Origin of the sequence: Corynebacterium sp. KPL2838, assembly GCF_040225455.1 — a bacterium.
Lineage (GTDB): Bacteria > Actinomycetota > Actinomycetes > Mycobacteriales > Mycobacteriaceae > Corynebacterium > Corynebacterium rhinophilum.
On sequence record NZ_JBEHFT010000006.1, the window covers coordinates 45,682 to 61,126 of the forward strand.

Consider the following 15,445-nt stretch of genomic DNA (forward strand, 5'->3'; position numbering starts at 1 on the left):
CGTGGGGCAGTAATATAAGGACCCATGGAGTGGTTGACTGACGTGAGCAGCGCATTTTCGCAGTTCCTGGTGCAGGCGCCCGTGTGGGTACAGATGATCATCGTGGTCATCATCGTGGTTCCCATCATGATTGGCCTGGCCTGGTGCCTGATGTGGGCCGTGGACCGCAGCGCCGTCCTAATTTCCCAGTTTCGCAATCGCGGCACTACAGTAAAAGACCATGGCTGAACAACATTCGGAGGGCGCGGGCGATAACGCAGCGAGCGGCGACGTGCCTGGCGCCAGCTCGGATAGGATCCAGCCGGTAGATCCCCGCGAAGGCCTGTGGGATCCAGAGCGCAAAAAAGATGAGCGCGCCGCAACTACGCCGGTTGTCGGCACCTCCCAGCCCGTTCGCCGCAAACGCTCTCTGCCTAAATCCCGGGTCTCGCTCACGCTGTGGTCCATGATTGCGTTGGTTCTCATCGTTGCGCTAATCGGCAGCCTGTGGCCCTAGGGCAAATTGGTGGATTACTCCAATAAATGGACCGCTTTGGTGCTATAAGCCCTGAATAATTACCACTTCGATCGTGGGTGAAACGCGTTGATTCGCCATCCGGTTGGTACAGTAGGCAGAGATTATTATTAGCTGTGCGAAAGGATATCGCGTGACCCTGCAACAAGTGCACACCCCGGCGGAATTTACCATTGAGCCGGGGGAGACCTGCCTCACCGCCCTGATGGATACCGCGAAGAAGCGCCCGCACGGCGTCATGTTTACCCGCCCAGCTAATTATGAGTGGGTCAATGTCACCGGTAAAGAATTTATCGATGAGGTCTTTGAAGTAGCCCAAGGCTTAATCGCGCTAGGCGTGGAGCAGGGTGACCGCATCGCCCTGATTTCTGCTACCCGTTACGAATGGTCCCTGCTGGACTATGCTATCTGGGCCGCCGGTGCGGCATCGGTTCCGGTTTATCCTTCCTCGTCCGCCTCCCAGGTGCGCTGGATTATCGAGGATTCCGGGGCGGTGCTGGCGATTACCGAAACCCGCGAGCACTCCGAATTGGTTGAAAACCTGGTCCTGCAAGACGATGGGGAACCGAATCTGAAGGGCTCGCCATCGCAGCTGCGGCGCGTATTGGAGATTAATTCCTCCGCCATCGATACCTTGAAATTTGAAGGCCGCAGCGTTGGCACCGACGAGGTGTCTGCCCGCATCGCCGCCACCAATACCGATGACCTGGCCTCCTTGGTTTATACCTCCGGCACCACCGGCCGCCCGAAGGGCTGCATCCTGACGCACCGGAACTGGCTCTCGGAAGCTAGGGCGCTGACCACCAACCCCATCGGCGTCTTCGCCGTGCCGGGCAGCCATACGCTGACATTTTTGCCCTTGGCCCACGTCTTTTCCCGCGCCGTATCGATTGCCGTGGCTATTCGCGGTGCCTCGCAGAACCACTGGTCCGATTTTTCCACCATCTCCATCGAGTTCGCCCGCTCTCGCCCCAACGTGATTTTGGGCGTGCCGCGCGTATTTGAAAAGGTCCGCAACTCTGCGGCCTCAAAGGCAGCGGATTCTGGCATTAAGAGCTTCCTTTTTGAGCAATCCGAAAAGATCGCCATCGAATACTCCAAGGCACTCGATACGCCGGACGGCCCAGACCGCCTGCTGAAAATTAAGCACAAGCTCTTTGACAAGCTGGTCTATTCCACCATCCGCCAGGGCGTGGGCGGCAATGTTCGGTACTGCATTACCGGTGGCTCCGCGATGGGCCACGATTTATTGCACTGGTTCCGCGGCATCGGAGTTCCCGTTTATGAAGGCTATGGCTTGACCGAGACCGCTGCGGCCGCGGCCGTGGACTACTTGGACCAATCCATTGGTACCGTCGGACCGCCGCTGGGCGGGGTGACCATGCGTATTAACGATGACGGCGAAGTCTGTATCAAGGGTGGCATGGTCTTCCAAGGGTATTGGAATAACCCCGAGGCCACGGAGGAAGCCTTCGAGGATGGCTGGTACAACACCGGTGACTTGGGGGAAATCGACGATGATGGCAAGCTCACCATCACCGGCCGCAAGAAGGACTTGATTGTCACCGCGGGCGGCAAGAATGTATCGCCTGGCCCGATGGAGGATATTCTGCGCGGCCACCCCCTGATTTCGCAGGCCATGGTCGTAGGCGATGGCAAGCCGTTCGTGGGAGCACTAATCACCTTGGACCCGGATATTCTCAAGCGGTGGAAATTGGACCACAATATCCCAGAAAACCGCTCCATGAGCGATATCGCTACCGATGCCACCCTGCGCGCCGAGGTGCAAGACGCCGTCAACAAGGTGAACTCCACGGTCTCCCACGCGGAGGGCATCAAGAAGTTCTACATCCTAGAAAGCGACCTTACTGAGGATGAAAATGAGCTCACCCCAACGATGAAGGTTAAGCGCAACGTGGTGGCCCAACGCTACGCCAGCGCTATTGAGCACATTTACAAGCGCTAGAAAGAGTCCAAACGGGTACACCCGGGGATTTTATTCCTCGGGTGTTTTCCTTCTTGCAGGTCAAAAAGGACGCAAGCGCGAACCTGCCATAAACCTGTGAAACGCTTCGGAGTGTCGCGCTCTCGCGGTGGGCGATCTGGCATAGAGTCATGAGTCGTCGCCGAAAACCTCAACCTCTACTAGAGGTTAGAAAAAGAAAACCGCGGAAGGAGTGGCTCGAAGCCTATGCAGAAGATCGCCGCCGAGCTGCGTCACCGCGAGCTCACCCAGGAGATTTATAATATCGGCGACGAAGTCGCGGAATACCTCGAGCACCTTATTGAAGCAATCGAGGATTGGGATGAGGAACTGTCCATGGATTGCCTGGCAGAACTCGGCGATATCGTCGACGATGCCCGCGTGGACTCGGGGCGCTGCGTGGGTGAGCTAATTGGGCTTCGCCAAGCGCTAGTGTCCGGCGTGCGTTCGGGAACCATTTCTGCCGCTCCCTCCGGCGCGAATGATGCGGAGGAGCCGGAGCAGCTCACCCCGCGCCTATTGGATGAGCGCTATCCCATTGCCAAGCCTATCGTCGTGCACGAACTGGCAGAAGCGCTGCGCCAGCGCACGCAGGCGGTAGCAGATTACCTCCGCGAGGTCGTGGAATACGTGCTGGCGCAAACTGATGCCGTCGCCCGCAACCTCGACATGGTGTCCCTGCCGCACCTTTATAAGTGCACAGGGGAATCCGCGCTCATCGCTGTGCAGGCATGGAAGCATACCGTGCTCGATACACACCCGGCGTACGTGCGCTCCATGCGCGGGCATAACCCGCCGCAATTTCTGGAAGAACGCGCCCGCATTGCCGCGGTCGTGGAAAAGGTCCGCGCCAAGCGCGAGGCAGCCCGCAGGGCCACAACTGCATAGATTTATTAGACTTCCTTGCTTAAAGCAAGGGGATTTTAGCGGCCACCGAGATTCCCTCTCTCGGTGGCCGTCGCATTTGTATATGACCACCCCGCGATTTTGCCGACAGCTTCGCCGCCTGTGAAAGCTCAGCGTCGGGACCGCTGGGCGCGTACCGCGTTCTGGCGCGCAGAGATAGTGGCCGTGACCTCAGAGATGAAGCGTCCCGGGTGCTGTACTAACTGGCGCGGGGAAATCCGTATGACGGTAAAACCCGCATCGTGCAGGCGCTTTTCGCGGGATTGGCCGGTTTGGTCCCGCGGCTTCGTTGGCATCGTGGTGGCCGCGGCGTCGTCTGGCCGCCCAACGGCTGTGGAAGAGGCCCCGGCCGTATGGTCATCATCCGGATCGGTGAAGTCGATGATGTAGGTCTTATTGATGCATAGCTCCGCGGTGATGCCGGGAAGGGCGGTGTACTGGACCTCGAAAAACATGGGCCACGGAAAATCCGCCTGGATGAGCAGGGCCCGGGCATAGGAGGCAAAAGGAGACGGGGAGGTGGCGCAGCTGTGGTGGATCACGTCCCGGACGACCGCGCTATTGCGCACCCTGCCCATCCGCGCGAACTCCTGCCTGAGTTTCTTCTTCGTTATCCCTGCCCGCAAGGCAGAGTCGGCGGCAATGAGGCCTTCGCGAAAACCGTGGAATCGGGCGATATCGATCACGGCCCGGGCTGGCGAAACGGTGCGGGCGCCATGCACCAGCATCGGTTCGGGTAATTTCGTTTTGCGGTAAAAGCGTTCTGGATGGCGCCGGTCCTTATTTGGCAAAGAGTTATGGGGAAGGGCCATTTCCACCTTTTCTTCCGCGGAGGCAAGCACCCATAGCCCGTGGACGCGGGCGGCGGACTTAGAGATGAGCACCGCGGTATAAGCGCTGCGGGCGGCGGCGATGGCGCGCAGGCGCAGCTGGGAGGATAGGCTCAAACCGTGGTAATGGTCGCGGTGTACCGCGATGCGGGGTGCGAGCTTGAGGTAGGTGCCGTTATCGAGGTCGCGGCCGAAGGTGGGATGGTTGTGCCGGATGGAAGGAATATTAGTTAGTGCTTTGCTCATGACCCCGAGCACATATGAGGCGCACGATGCCTGCTACCCGAATGCGCGCGAGGCTGTGGAGTTCTCGTTGAATCTTCACTAAGTGTGAACCGTGGTGCTCGAGTGGCGCCACGAGCTTAAGTTATCCACACCCGCGCTATGGGTGGGTTGCGCGACTGAGCTCGATTAGTACGAATCGATTACCAAGCTAGCGGCATGCTCGCGCAAATAATCTCGAAGGTAGGGCAGGGCAAAGTCTACTTGGCCACTGGCTGGTATCTCGATTAATTCCGAGTCAAGCAAGCGGCGGCGGTAATTGGATGCATATTGCGAGCTTTTTCCTAGGCGGGCCGTGATATCACTCATGGATGAGGGGCCATTGTCTTGCGCCATATGGAGCAGGAATGTCCGATCGATGGGGGAAAGCTCCGCTAGGGCGGGCTCATGGACTAGCTGCCCTAGCTTTCGTCGTGCTTTGGAAATGCCTTCCTGCGCAGCTTCCACCGAAATCGTATTGTCTGTTCGGTGGCGGAAAGCCCATAGGCCGACGAGCTGAATCATAAAGGGGTATCCCTGGCAAGCGGATACGGCAGAATTCAGCGCGTCCTTGTCCCAATTAACCTCTGTTTCTTCTACGGGAGCCTTGAGTGCCTTCCGGACGTCCGTATCCGCCACTCGGTCCAATTCAATACGGTTCGCACGGCGGAGAAAAGTGACAGGATTAGAGTCATCCTGGCTGGCTAAAAGCGGTTTAATCGAGGAAGGGATCCCTGCCATGACTACAGCAATATTTTCCCCTTCTCGCACGAGGTGCTGGATGGTAGCGCCAAAATCGATGACCTCATCACTGCGCTGGTGGTGCATTTCATCCAACGTAATGAGCACCCCGGTGGGCTCGCCGTGGGAAATCCGGTCGAGTTCGCGCTGCGCATGGAGAAGGTCTTTCAAAGCCCTTCTTAAGGGATAAGATTCCGCGGATAATGTCCTTGGATCCCATTCCATCCCGATGCCTAATTGAAAAAGGTGCAGGTTGAAACCTTTTAGCGCTGTGCGGTTGAGTTGAAGGGTATTAATAATTTCAGCTCGGAGCCGCTCTGCAAAACCGGCAGATGCCGTGTCATTAAGGATGCGCCAACCGCGATCTGACGCGGTGTCTTCGAAAGCATTGAGCAACACCGTCTTGCCGATACCGCGTGGACCCACGACGAGAGAAATACGTTCATGGGATCCGGGGCCATCGTCCAAGGCATAAGCGAACTCCTCAATGGAGTCTTTACGGCCAGCTAGGTAGGGAGGCGTGGCTCCAAGCGTGGCGGTAAACGGATTCTTCCGGTGGGTCATAGCCCAAGTGTAAAACACCGCGCTTGTGTACGCTTGTTTATCTTTTGAATTTTGTTTATAAAACTATTAGGTGCCGAAACCAACGGGACTGGTTGGTTTCGGTGAGGACGCTATACCGCAGGGGGAGGGGTGACCTTGTCCAGCTGCTCGGTAATCTGCGGCCACAGCTGGCCCATGATGTCATCCCAGGTAAGGATCCACACGGCCTTGTCTTTGTCCGCTTTGCCTACGACCACGAGCTGCTCATTGCGGGAGCGCATGTGATCGAGAGTCTTTTGCACGGTGGTAGCAGAAGAGACGGAAATCGGGTCGCGGGAAAACTCGAGGACTGGGGTATCGGGATTGGCCAAGAGGGTATCGCGCACGTGCACCACGCGGGGCACGCGGGAATCCTTGGGGAAGACGAGCACGCGCATAATGTTTTTGCGCAGGACGAGCTCTTGGAGCTGTTCCACCGTGGCATCGGAAGGCAGCGGCACTACCTCTGAGCCGTGGGCGCGCGCCATGGCGCCTACCGTGGAGTTCTCGAGCTCGATGACATCGGAAATCTGATTGGCGGAATTATCGTCAAGCGCGCCGGTCTCGCGGGAGTGCTCGACCAAGGTGCGCAGCGTCTCGGCATCGTAGCCGGCAGCACCGGCGCGATCGACCGGTCTCTCACCCGTCATGGCCACCAATTTATTGGCCATCGTGTTAATCCACTTCAACAGCGGACGGAAGACCCACACGAACCCACGGGCGGGGATGGCGATGACCTGCAGGGCGGATTCTGGGTGCGCGATGGCCCAGGACTTGGGCGCCATTTCGCCCAGCACCAAGTGCAGGAAGGTGACGATGAACAGGGCGAGGATGAAGCTGGCGACATCGGCAATGCCCAGCGGCAGGCCAAGGGCCTCCAGCGGGGCCATCAAAAGGTGATGGACCCAGGGCTTGGTCACGGCACCGAGCACGAAGGTGGCGGCGGTAATGCCCAATTGCGCGCCCGCCAGCATGATGGTCAGCTCATTGAGCGAGCGCAGGCCGGCGCGGGCGGTGCGCGAGGATTCCGCGTTTTCTTCAAGCCGGTTGCGGCGCGAGCCCATGAGGGAAAACTCGATGACCACGAAGAAGCCGGAAGCCGCAATAATGAGCAGCGTGACGATGAGGTTGAACCACCACGTATCGGTCATTATGCCTCCTCCTCTTCTTCTTCTTCGCTGTCATGAACGTATTCCTCAATAAGTTCGATGGCCAGGGAGGATGGCACGTGGCGGTCCACGTCATCCACGCGCATGCGGATGGAGCGGGTGGGTGCTTCATCCTGATCCACCCAGTCATCCGGCTCTGCCTCCAACGCGATGGTGTGGACCTCGCCTACCTCCGGCAGGGCACCGGCGTGCGCGATGAGCAGGCCGGCGATGGTTTCGAAATCGCCCTCTGGAAGATCGTGGCCAATGGCGCGCTCGATTTCATCCAGCGGCGTATCGCCATCGACCAGCCAGTGGGATTCGTCCTGCTCGGTGATTTCTTCGGTTTCCTCGAAATCGTGCTCATCGGTGACATCGCCAAGAATCTCTTCGGCCAAGTCCTCCATGGTGACGATGCCGACGAATCCGCCGTACTCATCGATGACGCAGGCCAGCTTTTGTTCCTCGCCGCGCAATTCATCGACGACATCGGGAAGCGGCATAAGCTCCGGAACCACCAGGGGCTCGCGCATGATGGCGGTGGCGCTGGTGGCGGCAGGGAGATCGGATCCCAGGACATCGAAAAGATGCACTACGCCGATGGGATTGTGCTCATCATCGATGACGGGGTAGCGAGTGTGGTTTTCAGACATTAATTCGCGCACCTCGCCCAAGGTGGTGCCGGGGTCGATCACGTCCACGCGGGAGCGGGGGATCATGGCGTGCTCGACGTCGTGCTCGGGAAAGTCGAGCAAACGGTCCAAAACCATATAAGTATCCTCATCCAAGACGCCGGTTTCGTGCGAGGAATCGACGATGGATTCGAGGTCATCGGCAGTAGCAGAAGAGTCGACGTCTTCTACCGGCTCGATGCGAAAGAGCTTCAAAATTGCATTGGAGGAATACTCGAAAAAGCGGATGAGCCAGCCGAAAATGCGCAGGTACCACTGCGTGGATGCGGCCAGGCGCAGCGCCGTTTTCATGGGCGCGGCGATGGTGTAGTTCTTGGGGAAAAGCTCCGCAAAGAGCATCGTGGCGATGGTGGAAATAAATAGCGCCGCGATGGTGCCGATTGCCACGGATACGCCGGTGGGGATGCCCACGCCGCCGAGCAGCACGCCCAGGCCCTGACCCACCAAGGGCTCTGCCACATAACCAATGAGCAGGCCGGTAATAGTAATGCCCAGCTGCGCACCGGAAAGCATGAAGGAGGTGCGCTTGGTGATGTCGAGCGCGCGCTGGGCGGATTTATCACCTTCAGCGGCCATGGACCGCAATTGGGTGCGGTCCACGGACATGAATGAAAACTCTTGCGCCACGAAGTAGGCGTTCGCGACGATGATGAGCCCGATGACGACAAAGCCTGCCAGGATCATCACAATAGCCGATAACATGAGTTACTCCCCACCGCCTATAAGGTGGCGGGGACATCGACTGGGAGGCTCCACTGAAGGTACCTTTCTATACGCGGGAAGTTGGCAATATACTACATGTTTAACACCCATTTCGGCCATTTTGTTCCCTGCCTATTAGGGTTTGATTCATGACTGAACCATTCGGGCTGTATATCCACGTTCCCTTTTGCGCCACCCGCTGCGGCTATTGCGATTTCAATACTTATACCCCCGGCGAGTTGGGCAGCCCGCGCGATCTCACCGGCCCGTACCTCGATGCCTTGGACAAGGAGCTGGAGATGGCGGCCAACCGCGTGGGGCGCCCCGCGGATACGGTCTTCATCGGCGGCGGCACGCCCTCGCTCCTGGGGGGTCAGGGCCTGAGCCGCATTCTGGATACGGTGCGCTCTACCTTTGGGCTTAGCCCAGGCGCCGAGGTCACCACCGAGTCCAACCCGGAGTCCACCTCGCCGGAGTACTTTGCCGCGCTTGCCGATGCCGGCTTTAACCGCATCAGCCTCGGCATGCAGTCCGCCTCGCACAGCGTGCTCCAGGTGCTCGAGCGCGCCCACACCCCCGGGCGCGCCTTCGACGCCGCGCGCGAGGCCCGTGCTGCCGGCTTCCAGCACGTTAACCTCGACATGATTTACGGTACGCCCACCGAAACCGACGATAACGTCCGCGAGACCTTGGACCGCGTGCTCGAGACCGGCGTCGACCACGTCAGCGCGTACTCGCTCATCGTAGAAGACGGCACCCGTATGGCCCGCAAGGTGAATAAGGGACTGTTGCCCGCTCCGGATGAAGACGTGCTGGCCCGGCGCTACGAAATGATTTCCTCCACTCTGGAAAACGCCGGATTCGAGTGGTACGAGGTCTCCAATTGGTCGCTGCCCGGCGGAGAATGCGAGCACAACCGCATTTATTGGGTGGACGGCAACTGGTGGGGCGCAGGTCCGGGAGCGCACTCCCACCTAGGTGACGAGCGCTTTTACAACGTCAAGCACCCCAACCGCTATATCCAAACGATAGGAAACGGTGAGCTGCCCATTAAAGACAGCGAAACCTTGACGGGGGCCGATCGCCACATGGAAAAGGTGATGCTCGGCCTGCGCCTGCGCGAGGGCATCCCAGAATCCTGGCTCGATGCCCACGCAGCCCCTGCATTGGAGGGATTCATCGACCGCGGCCTGCTCGAGCGTGCCGGCCAGCGCGTGCGAGTGACCAAACCTGGGCGCCTGCTTGCCGATGGCATTGTCTCCGATCTCCTCATCGCCGAAGAGTCCTAGCCGCCGTTAGAAAGTTCTTATATTTGCCCCTGAACCACCAAAACCTCTTATATTCCCCTCTGGACCAGCAAAACCCTTTATATATCCCTCTGAACCACCAAAACCCCTTATTCGGGCTTATTCTTGTTAGACTTTTAAGGTTGGCACTGGATTTACGCTGTATTTATAGAGAGACGCCGGTACATCGACTTAAACTAACCCGCAGAGAATAGGAGCGTTGAGAAGTGTCCACCTCAACTGATGCCCGCCGCAAGGAGGTCCTGCGGGCCATCGTTGCGGATTACATTGCCTCCCAAGAACCCGTCGGTTCCAAAACGCTGGTAGAGCGCTACCGGCTGGGCGTTTCTTCCGCGACCATCCGCAATGACATGGCTGTGCTGGAATCTCAGGGTCTGATTTCGCAGCAGCATGCCAGCTCAGGGCGCGTTCCCACGCAGCAGGGCTACCGGCAGTTCGTTGATTCTCTCCACGAGGTCAAGCCGCTTTCTACCCCGGAGCGCAAAGCGATGCTGAACTTCCTGGAAGGCGGGGTAGACCTCGAAGATGTGCTTCGCCGCTCCGTGCAGCTTTTGGCCCAGGTCACGGAGCAGGCGGCCGTGGTGCAGCTGCCCAATTTGAAGGTCTCACGCGTCAAGCACTGCGAGGTGGTCACGCTATCTCCGGTGCGGGTGCTGCTCGTGCTGATTACGGATAATGGCCGCGTGGATCAACGCAACGTGGAACTGGATGAGGTCATTGACCAAGACCAGACGTATCGCCTGCGGGACATCGTCAATAATGCGCTAGTGGGCAAGACGCTTACTGATGCCTCCGTGGAGCTCGCCCACCTCGTCGATGACGCCCCTCTAGATATCCGCCACCACGTGCTCAAGGTGGCGACCACGCTCATTGAAACCTTGGTGGAACAGCCTTCCGATCGCCTGATTATGGCGGGCACCTCCAACCTCACCCGCGTCGCCCGCGAATTCCCAGAAGGCCTGCCCAAAATTATCGAGGCCTTAGAAGAACAGGTCGTCGTCCTGAAATTGTTGGCGCGGGTGCCGGATCTGGGCAATGTTTCCGTGGTGATTGGAGACGAAAACGAAGAGGATCAACTGCGTGATGCCTCCGTCGTGGCCGCCGGGTATGGTTTTGGAACCGGGGGACAGGCGGCGACGCTGGGCGGCCTTGGTGTGGTGGGGCCGACGTTTATGGACTATTCGGGAACAATCTCTAAGGTCTCTGCTGTTGCACAATACGTAAGCGAAATTTTGGCCGGCGAGTAGTGCGGGTAGACTAGCCGGTCGCTACATAAATTTTTGCAAGGTAATACCAACAAGACGATCGAGAAGGAATATCTCTAACAGTGGCTCGTGACTATTACGGCATCCTCGGCGTTGATAAGGACGCAACGGACCAGGAAATTAAGAAGGCGTACCGCAAGCTGGCCCGCAAGTATCACCCGGATGTGAACCCGGATGATGAGGCAGCGGCGGAGAAATTTCGTGAGGCCTCGGTAGCCCAAGAAGTTTTGCTGGATCCGCAAAAGCGCCAGATCGTCGATATGGGCGGCGATCCCATGGAGCAAGGTGGCGGTGGCGGCGCCGGTGCCAGCGGATTTAGCGGCTTCGGCGGCGGAGGCTTAGGCGATATCTTCGCCGAGTTCTTCGGCGGTGGCGCCGGCGGCGGATCCCGGGGACCTAAGTCGCGCGTGCAGCCTGGCAACGACGCCCTCCTGCGCACCCGCATTAGCCTGGAAGAGGCCTATACCGGCCTAAAGAAGAAGGTTACCGTTGATACCGCGGTGCTGTGCGATTCCTGTGGCGGTACGGGCTCGAACTCCAAGTCCAAGCCTGTTACCTGCGATAACTGCAATGGCATGGGTGAAATCCAGGAGATGCAGCGCAGCTTCTTGGGCAACGTGATGACCAGCCGCCCGTGCCCGAAGTGCCAGGGCTTTGGCGAAATCATTGAGGACCCCTGCAACCAGTGCGCCGGCGATGGCCGCGTGAAAAAGCGTCGCGATCTTACGGTCTCTATCCCGGCCGGCATCAACGATGGCATGCGCATCCGCATGGCCTCCCAGGGCGAGGTTGGCCACGGCGGCGGGCCCGCAGGTGACCTTTACGTGGAGGTACACACCCAAGAACACGAGGTTTTCCAGCGCAATGCGGATGACCTGAACGTCACCGTGCACGTGCCGATGATCGATGCTGCGCTGGGCACCAATTTCACCATCGACCAGCTCAACGGCGAAGAGCTCACCATCGATATCGAGCCGGGCACCCAGCCAGGCGAGTCCATCAAGGTCGAAGGCGCGGGCATGCCACGCCTGCGCACCGATGGCTACGGCAGCCTGTTTGCCCACGTGGACGTGGTCGTTCCCAAGGACTTGGACCGCAAGAGCCGCGAGGCGCTGGAAAAGATCCGCAATACCCGCGATGAGGGCGCCCGTGTGCGCACCGCCAGCGACGGGCAGGAAGACTCCTTCTTTACCCGCCTGCGCGATAAGTTCCGCCGCTAATGTCGCTGCCCGTCTTCATCCACCCGGATCTCTCCGCCACCCAGGCCGGAGACAGCATCACGCTGTCGGGGCCCGAGGCGCGCCATGCCGTGACGGTCAAGCGGATGCAACAGGGGGAGAAGCTAGCGCTTATCGATGGCACCGGCATCCGCCTCACCCTCACCGTCACCGAGACCTCGGGCAAGGACCACTTAGCCGGCACCGTCGAGTCCGTTACCCACATCCCCGAGCCGAATCCGCGGGTAACGGTGGTGCAGGCGATTCCCAAATCCGAGCGCGCCGAGCTTGCTGTTGACCTGGCTACCCAAGCTGGGGCGGATGAGATTATCGCCTGGCAGGCGGATCGCTGCGTGGCTAAGTGGGATGGGAAGAAGGCTCCGAAGGCCGTCGCCAAATGGCAGGCCGCCGCTGAAGCAGCCGCAAAGCAATCCCGGCGAGACCGCATCCCGCAGGTTCGCGGTCCGCTGACCACCCGCCAATTGGTTGCGGAACTGGCAGAGCGCGCAGAATCCGCGAGCGTGCTAGTCCTGCACGAGGAAGCCACCGAATCCATCCGCGAGGTGGACCTGCGCGGCGAGGTCTTCCTCTTGGTCGGCCCCGAGGGCGGCATAGGGGAAGAAGAGCTGACAACACTGTGCGAGGCCGGGGCCGTTCCCATCAAATTGGGCCCAGAGGTTTTGCGCACCGCCAGTGCGGCGATGGTGGCTTTGGCGGCTATCGGCATGCGGACTGAGCGCTGGTAGCCTATTAGACGTGCCTATCATCACCAAGAAATGTGAGATCGATTCCGCGTATGTCAGCAGCGTTTTGGGCAGCGCGGACGATAACCTCCGCGTGCTCAATGACCGCCTTGATGCGGACCTTTTTGCCCGCGGCAATATTGTCACCGTCACCGGCCCCGATTACGAGGTAGCCCGCGCGGCGAAGATCCTCGACGAGCTCGAGGCCATCGCCAGGCGCGGCCATGCCGTATCCACCGATACGGTCAAGCACACCATGGACATGGTGGCCGTGGAGGCGCCGCAGTCGGTAGCGGCGGCGATGGCGGCGGACATCGTCAAGCGCCGCGGCAAGTCGATCCGTCCCAAGACGGTGGGGCAATCCGAATATGTGCAGGCCATCGATAATAATACTGTGGTCTTTGGCATTGGCCCGGCCGGTTCAGGAAAGACCTATCTGGCGGTGGCGAAGGCCGTGCAGGCCCTGCAAAATAAGCAGGTCTCGCGCATTATTCTTACCCGTCCGGCGGTTGAGGCGGGCGAAAACCTGGGCTTTTTGCCGGGTACGCTCAATGACAAGATTGACCCGTATCTGCGCCCGCTTTATGACGCGCTGCGAGACATGCTCGATCCAGAGATGATCCCCAAGCTTATGGATGCCGGCATCATCGAGGTCGCCCCGCTGGCGTATATGCGCGGGCGCACGCTCAATGATGCATTTGTCATCCTTGATGAGGCGCAAAACACCACGCCGGCGCAAATGAAGATGTTTTTGACCCGTCTTGGCTTTGGTTCCACCATCGTGGTCACCGGCGATATCTCCCAGGTGGATCTCCCGCGCGGCCAGATTTCCGGTCTGCGCATCGTGCGGCGGATCCTCAATAACGTGGATGATATCCACTTTGCGGATCTCAGCGCCCAAGACGTGGTGCGTCACCAGCTGGTGGGCCGCATCGTGGATGCTTATGATTCCTTTGATAATAAAAAGGCTGCGGAATACGAAGGGGAATAAGTGAGTATCGAATTTCTCAATGAGTCGGGTTTTGATGGCGTCAACGAGGAGATGCTGATCGATGTCGCCTCCTATGCCTTCGGCGCCATGGATATCAACCCCGATGCGGAATGCGCCATTACCTGCGTGGACCTGAAATCCATCGAGGATCTGCACATCCGTTGGATGGACTTGGAAGGCCCTACCGATGTGATGAGTTTTCCCATGGATGAGCTCACCCCCGGCGCCACTTCTGGTGGCGGGCGCCCCGATGCCGCCGATCCGGGACCTGCCATGCTTGGCGATATCGTATTGTGCCCCGAGTTTGCCCTCCGCCAGGCCGATGCCGCCGGGCATTCGCTCGGACACGAGCTCGCGCTATTGACGGTGCACGGCTGCCTGCACTTGCTGGGCTACGATCACGCCACCGCAGCGGAAGAAAAGGAAATGTTTGCCCGGCAGAATGAGCTGCTGGCGGATTGGTACGATGACCTCGCCGCTCGCGGGAAAAGCTACCAGCCAAAGCCCTCGGGCCCGAAGGCCTTTCCGGATGCCGCCGAGCGAGCCCGCCTCGATGAACAGGTACCCGGCGGCGGAATTCCGGCCATCGGGGAGCCACGGGACGAGGAACCCCACGAATAATTTCGCCCCTTCCTTTGTCTCTGTGCACAGTCAGTAGCACAATGGATAGCTATGACTATCCTTTCCATTCAGTCTCACGTCACCTACGGCCACGTGGGAAATTCCGCGGCCGTCTTTCCTCTCCAGCGCGCCGGCCACGAGGTGTGGCCCGTGCACACGGTGAACTTCTCCAACCACACGGGATACGGTGACTGGGGCGGACCGATGATTCCGGCTAGTGATGTCACGTCGATCATCGATGGCATCGAAAAGCGCGGTGCTTTTGAAAATATCGACGCCATCCTTTCCGGCTACCAAGGCGGCTCCGATATTGCCGATGCCATCGTGGACACCGTTCGCCGCATCAAGGCCGTCAACCCCAAGGCGCTCTATGCTTGCGACCCCGTGATGGGTAATGCGAAGTCGGGTTGCTTCGTTTCCGAAGAAATTCCGCCACTGCTGCGTGACCGCGTGGTGCCCGTGGCCGATATCATCACCCCGAACCAATTTGAGCTGGGCTATCTGACCGATACCGAGGTCAGCACCTTGGACCAGACCTTGGCTGCGGTGAAGAAGGCGCAGGAAATGGGTCCGAAGACGGTATTGGTTACCTCCGTAAAACGCCCGGAAACCCCTGCGGATCAGATCGAGATGCTCGCCGTCGATGGTGAGCGCGCTTTCTTGCTCTCGACCCCGCTGTTGCCGGTTAAGCGCAACGGCTCTGGTGACGTGACCGCGGCGCTGTTTACTGGCCACTACGTTGAAACCCATGACGTGAAAGAGGCGCTGCGCCGCACCGCATCTTCTGTCTACGAGCTTCTGCGTACGACGTATGAAGCGGAATCCACCGAGCTGCAGCTCATTCAGGCCCAGGATGCTTTTGCTCACCCGAGCATGCAATTCCAAGCGGAGGAGCTCTAAGGCTGCCCCAAGAGGGGATGCGGTCTGTAATTCGAGACAAG

15 protein-coding genes are annotated in these 15,445 nt (G+C 59.2%); 11 read left to right on the top strand and 4 right to left on the bottom strand.

What is annotated here, in order from left to right; genetic code table 11:
* Positions 1–42 precede the first annotated feature (42 nt).
* From ABRP98_RS03540 to ABRP98_RS03555, 4 genes are all read left to right on the top strand, one after another.
* Positions 43–228 (top strand): hypothetical protein, encoded by a 186-nt coding sequence (locus ABRP98_RS03540; RefSeq protein ID WP_232215134.1) that lies wholly within the window; start codon positions 43–45, stop codon positions 226–228.
* Positions 221–496 (top strand): hypothetical protein, encoded by a 276-nt coding sequence (locus ABRP98_RS03545; protein WP_349857536.1) that lies wholly within the window; start codon positions 221–223, stop codon positions 494–496. Before ABRP98_RS03540 ends, ABRP98_RS03545 begins: the two co-directional genes overlap by 8 nt.
* Positions 497–647: 151 nt before the next feature.
* Positions 648–2,480: an AMP-dependent synthetase/ligase gene (locus tag ABRP98_RS03550; protein ID WP_349857538.1), complete on the top strand. Its 1,833-nt coding sequence runs from the start codon at positions 648–650 to the stop codon at positions 2,478–2,480.
* Between the two features lie 225 nt (positions 2,481–2,705).
* Complete coding sequence (locus ABRP98_RS03555) at positions 2,706–3,386, top strand: hypothetical protein (RefSeq protein WP_005284226.1); 681 nt, start codon at positions 2,706–2,708, stop codon at positions 3,384–3,386.
* A 128-nt stretch (positions 3,387–3,514) separates the two neighbouring features.
* Here the strand turns inward: ABRP98_RS03555 and ABRP98_RS03560 are convergent, their stop codons facing one another.
* From ABRP98_RS03560 to ABRP98_RS03575, 4 genes are all read right to left on the bottom strand, one after another.
* On the bottom strand, positions 3,515–4,480 hold the full coding sequence (locus ABRP98_RS03560; RefSeq protein ID WP_349857540.1) for a hypothetical protein: 966 nt from the start codon (positions 4,478–4,480) through the stop codon (positions 3,515–3,517).
* Positions 4,481–4,645: 165 nt separating this feature from the next.
* Complete coding sequence (locus ABRP98_RS03565) at positions 4,646–5,800, bottom strand: DUF8462 domain-containing protein (protein ID WP_349836169.1); 1,155 nt, start codon at positions 5,798–5,800, stop codon at positions 4,646–4,648.
* Positions 5,801–5,910: 110 nt separating this feature from the next.
* A complete protein-coding gene (locus ABRP98_RS03570) occupies positions 5,911–6,969 on the bottom strand; it encodes a CNNM domain-containing protein (protein ID WP_284784812.1) in 1,059 nt (352 codons plus the stop codon).
* Entirely contained in the window at positions 6,969–8,360 is a 1,392-nt protein-coding gene (locus ABRP98_RS03575) for a hemolysin family protein (protein ID WP_349857541.1), read from the bottom strand. Before ABRP98_RS03575 ends, ABRP98_RS03570 begins: the two co-directional genes overlap by 1 nt.
* 149 nt (positions 8,361–8,509) lie before the next feature.
* Here ABRP98_RS03575 and hemW point away from each other — a divergent pair, with 149 nt between their 5' ends.
* The 7 genes from hemW (at position 8,510) to pdxY (ending at position 15,404) form a co-directional block, all read left to right on the top strand.
* Positions 8,510–9,649 (top strand): radical SAM family heme chaperone HemW, encoded by a 1,140-nt coding sequence (hemW, locus tag ABRP98_RS03580; RefSeq protein ID WP_349857543.1) that lies wholly within the window; start codon positions 8,510–8,512, stop codon positions 9,647–9,649.
* 224 nt (positions 9,650–9,873) lie between these two features.
* Complete coding sequence (gene hrcA / locus ABRP98_RS03585) at positions 9,874–10,914, top strand: heat-inducible transcriptional repressor HrcA (protein WP_023023433.1); 1,041 nt, start codon at positions 9,874–9,876, stop codon at positions 10,912–10,914.
* 80 nt (positions 10,915–10,994) lie between these two features.
* Positions 10,995–12,152, top strand: a complete 1,158-nt coding sequence (gene dnaJ, locus ABRP98_RS03590; protein ID WP_284784818.1) for a molecular chaperone DnaJ — start codon at positions 10,995–10,997, stop codon at positions 12,150–12,152.
* Positions 12,152–12,895: a 16S rRNA (uracil(1498)-N(3))-methyltransferase gene (locus ABRP98_RS03595; protein ID WP_284852249.1), complete on the top strand. Its 744-nt coding sequence runs from the start codon at positions 12,152–12,154 to the stop codon at positions 12,893–12,895. The genes dnaJ and ABRP98_RS03595 overlap by 1 nt, the downstream gene beginning before the upstream one ends.
* 10 nt (positions 12,896–12,905) lie before the next feature.
* The gene (locus ABRP98_RS03600; protein ID WP_284770271.1) at positions 12,906–13,883 is read left to right on the top strand and encodes a PhoH family protein; all 978 of its coding nucleotides are present in this window, start codon (positions 12,906–12,908) and stop codon (positions 13,881–13,883) included.
* A complete protein-coding gene (gene ybeY / locus ABRP98_RS03605; protein ID WP_284852248.1) occupies positions 13,884–14,504 on the top strand; it encodes an rRNA maturation RNase YbeY in 621 nt (206 codons plus the stop codon).
* Between the two features lie 51 nt (positions 14,505–14,555).
* Positions 14,556–15,404 carry a pyridoxal kinase PdxY gene (gene pdxY / locus ABRP98_RS03610; RefSeq protein ID WP_349857545.1) on the top strand — a complete coding sequence of 283 codons (849 nt, stop codon included), beginning with the start codon at positions 14,556–14,558 and terminating at the stop codon, positions 15,402–15,404.
* The last annotated feature ends 41 nt before the right edge of the window (positions 15,405–15,445 follow it).

Excerpts from the sequence above, each read along its gene's own strand:
- ABRP98_RS03545 (WP_349857536.1), top strand. The coding sequence starts at position 221 with ATGGCTGAACAACATTCGGAGGGCGCGGGCGATAACGCAGCGAGCGGC.
- ABRP98_RS03555 (WP_005284226.1), top strand. The coding sequence starts at position 2,706 with ATGCAGAAGATCGCCGCCGAGCTGCGTCACCGCGAGCTCACCCAGGAG.
- ABRP98_RS03560 (WP_349857540.1), bottom strand. The coding sequence starts at position 4,480 with ATGAGCAAAGCACTAACTAATATTCCTTCCATCCGGCACAACCATCCC.
- ABRP98_RS03565 (WP_349836169.1), bottom strand. The coding sequence starts at position 5,800 with ATGACCCACCGGAAGAATCCGTTTACCGCCACGCTTGGAGCCACGCCT.
- ABRP98_RS03570 (WP_284784812.1), bottom strand. The coding sequence starts at position 6,969 with ATGACCGATACGTGGTGGTTCAACCTCATCGTCACGCTGCTCATTATT.
- ABRP98_RS03575 (WP_349857541.1), bottom strand. The coding sequence starts at position 8,360 with ATGTTATCGGCTATTGTGATGATCCTGGCAGGCTTTGTCGTCATCGGG.
- hemW (WP_349857543.1), top strand. The coding sequence starts at position 8,510 with ATGACTGAACCATTCGGGCTGTATATCCACGTTCCCTTTTGCGCCACC.
- ABRP98_RS03595 (WP_284852249.1), top strand. The coding sequence starts at position 12,152 with ATGTCGCTGCCCGTCTTCATCCACCCGGATCTCTCCGCCACCCAGGCC.
- pdxY (WP_349857545.1), top strand. The coding sequence starts at position 14,556 with ATGACTATCCTTTCCATTCAGTCTCACGTCACCTACGGCCACGTGGGA.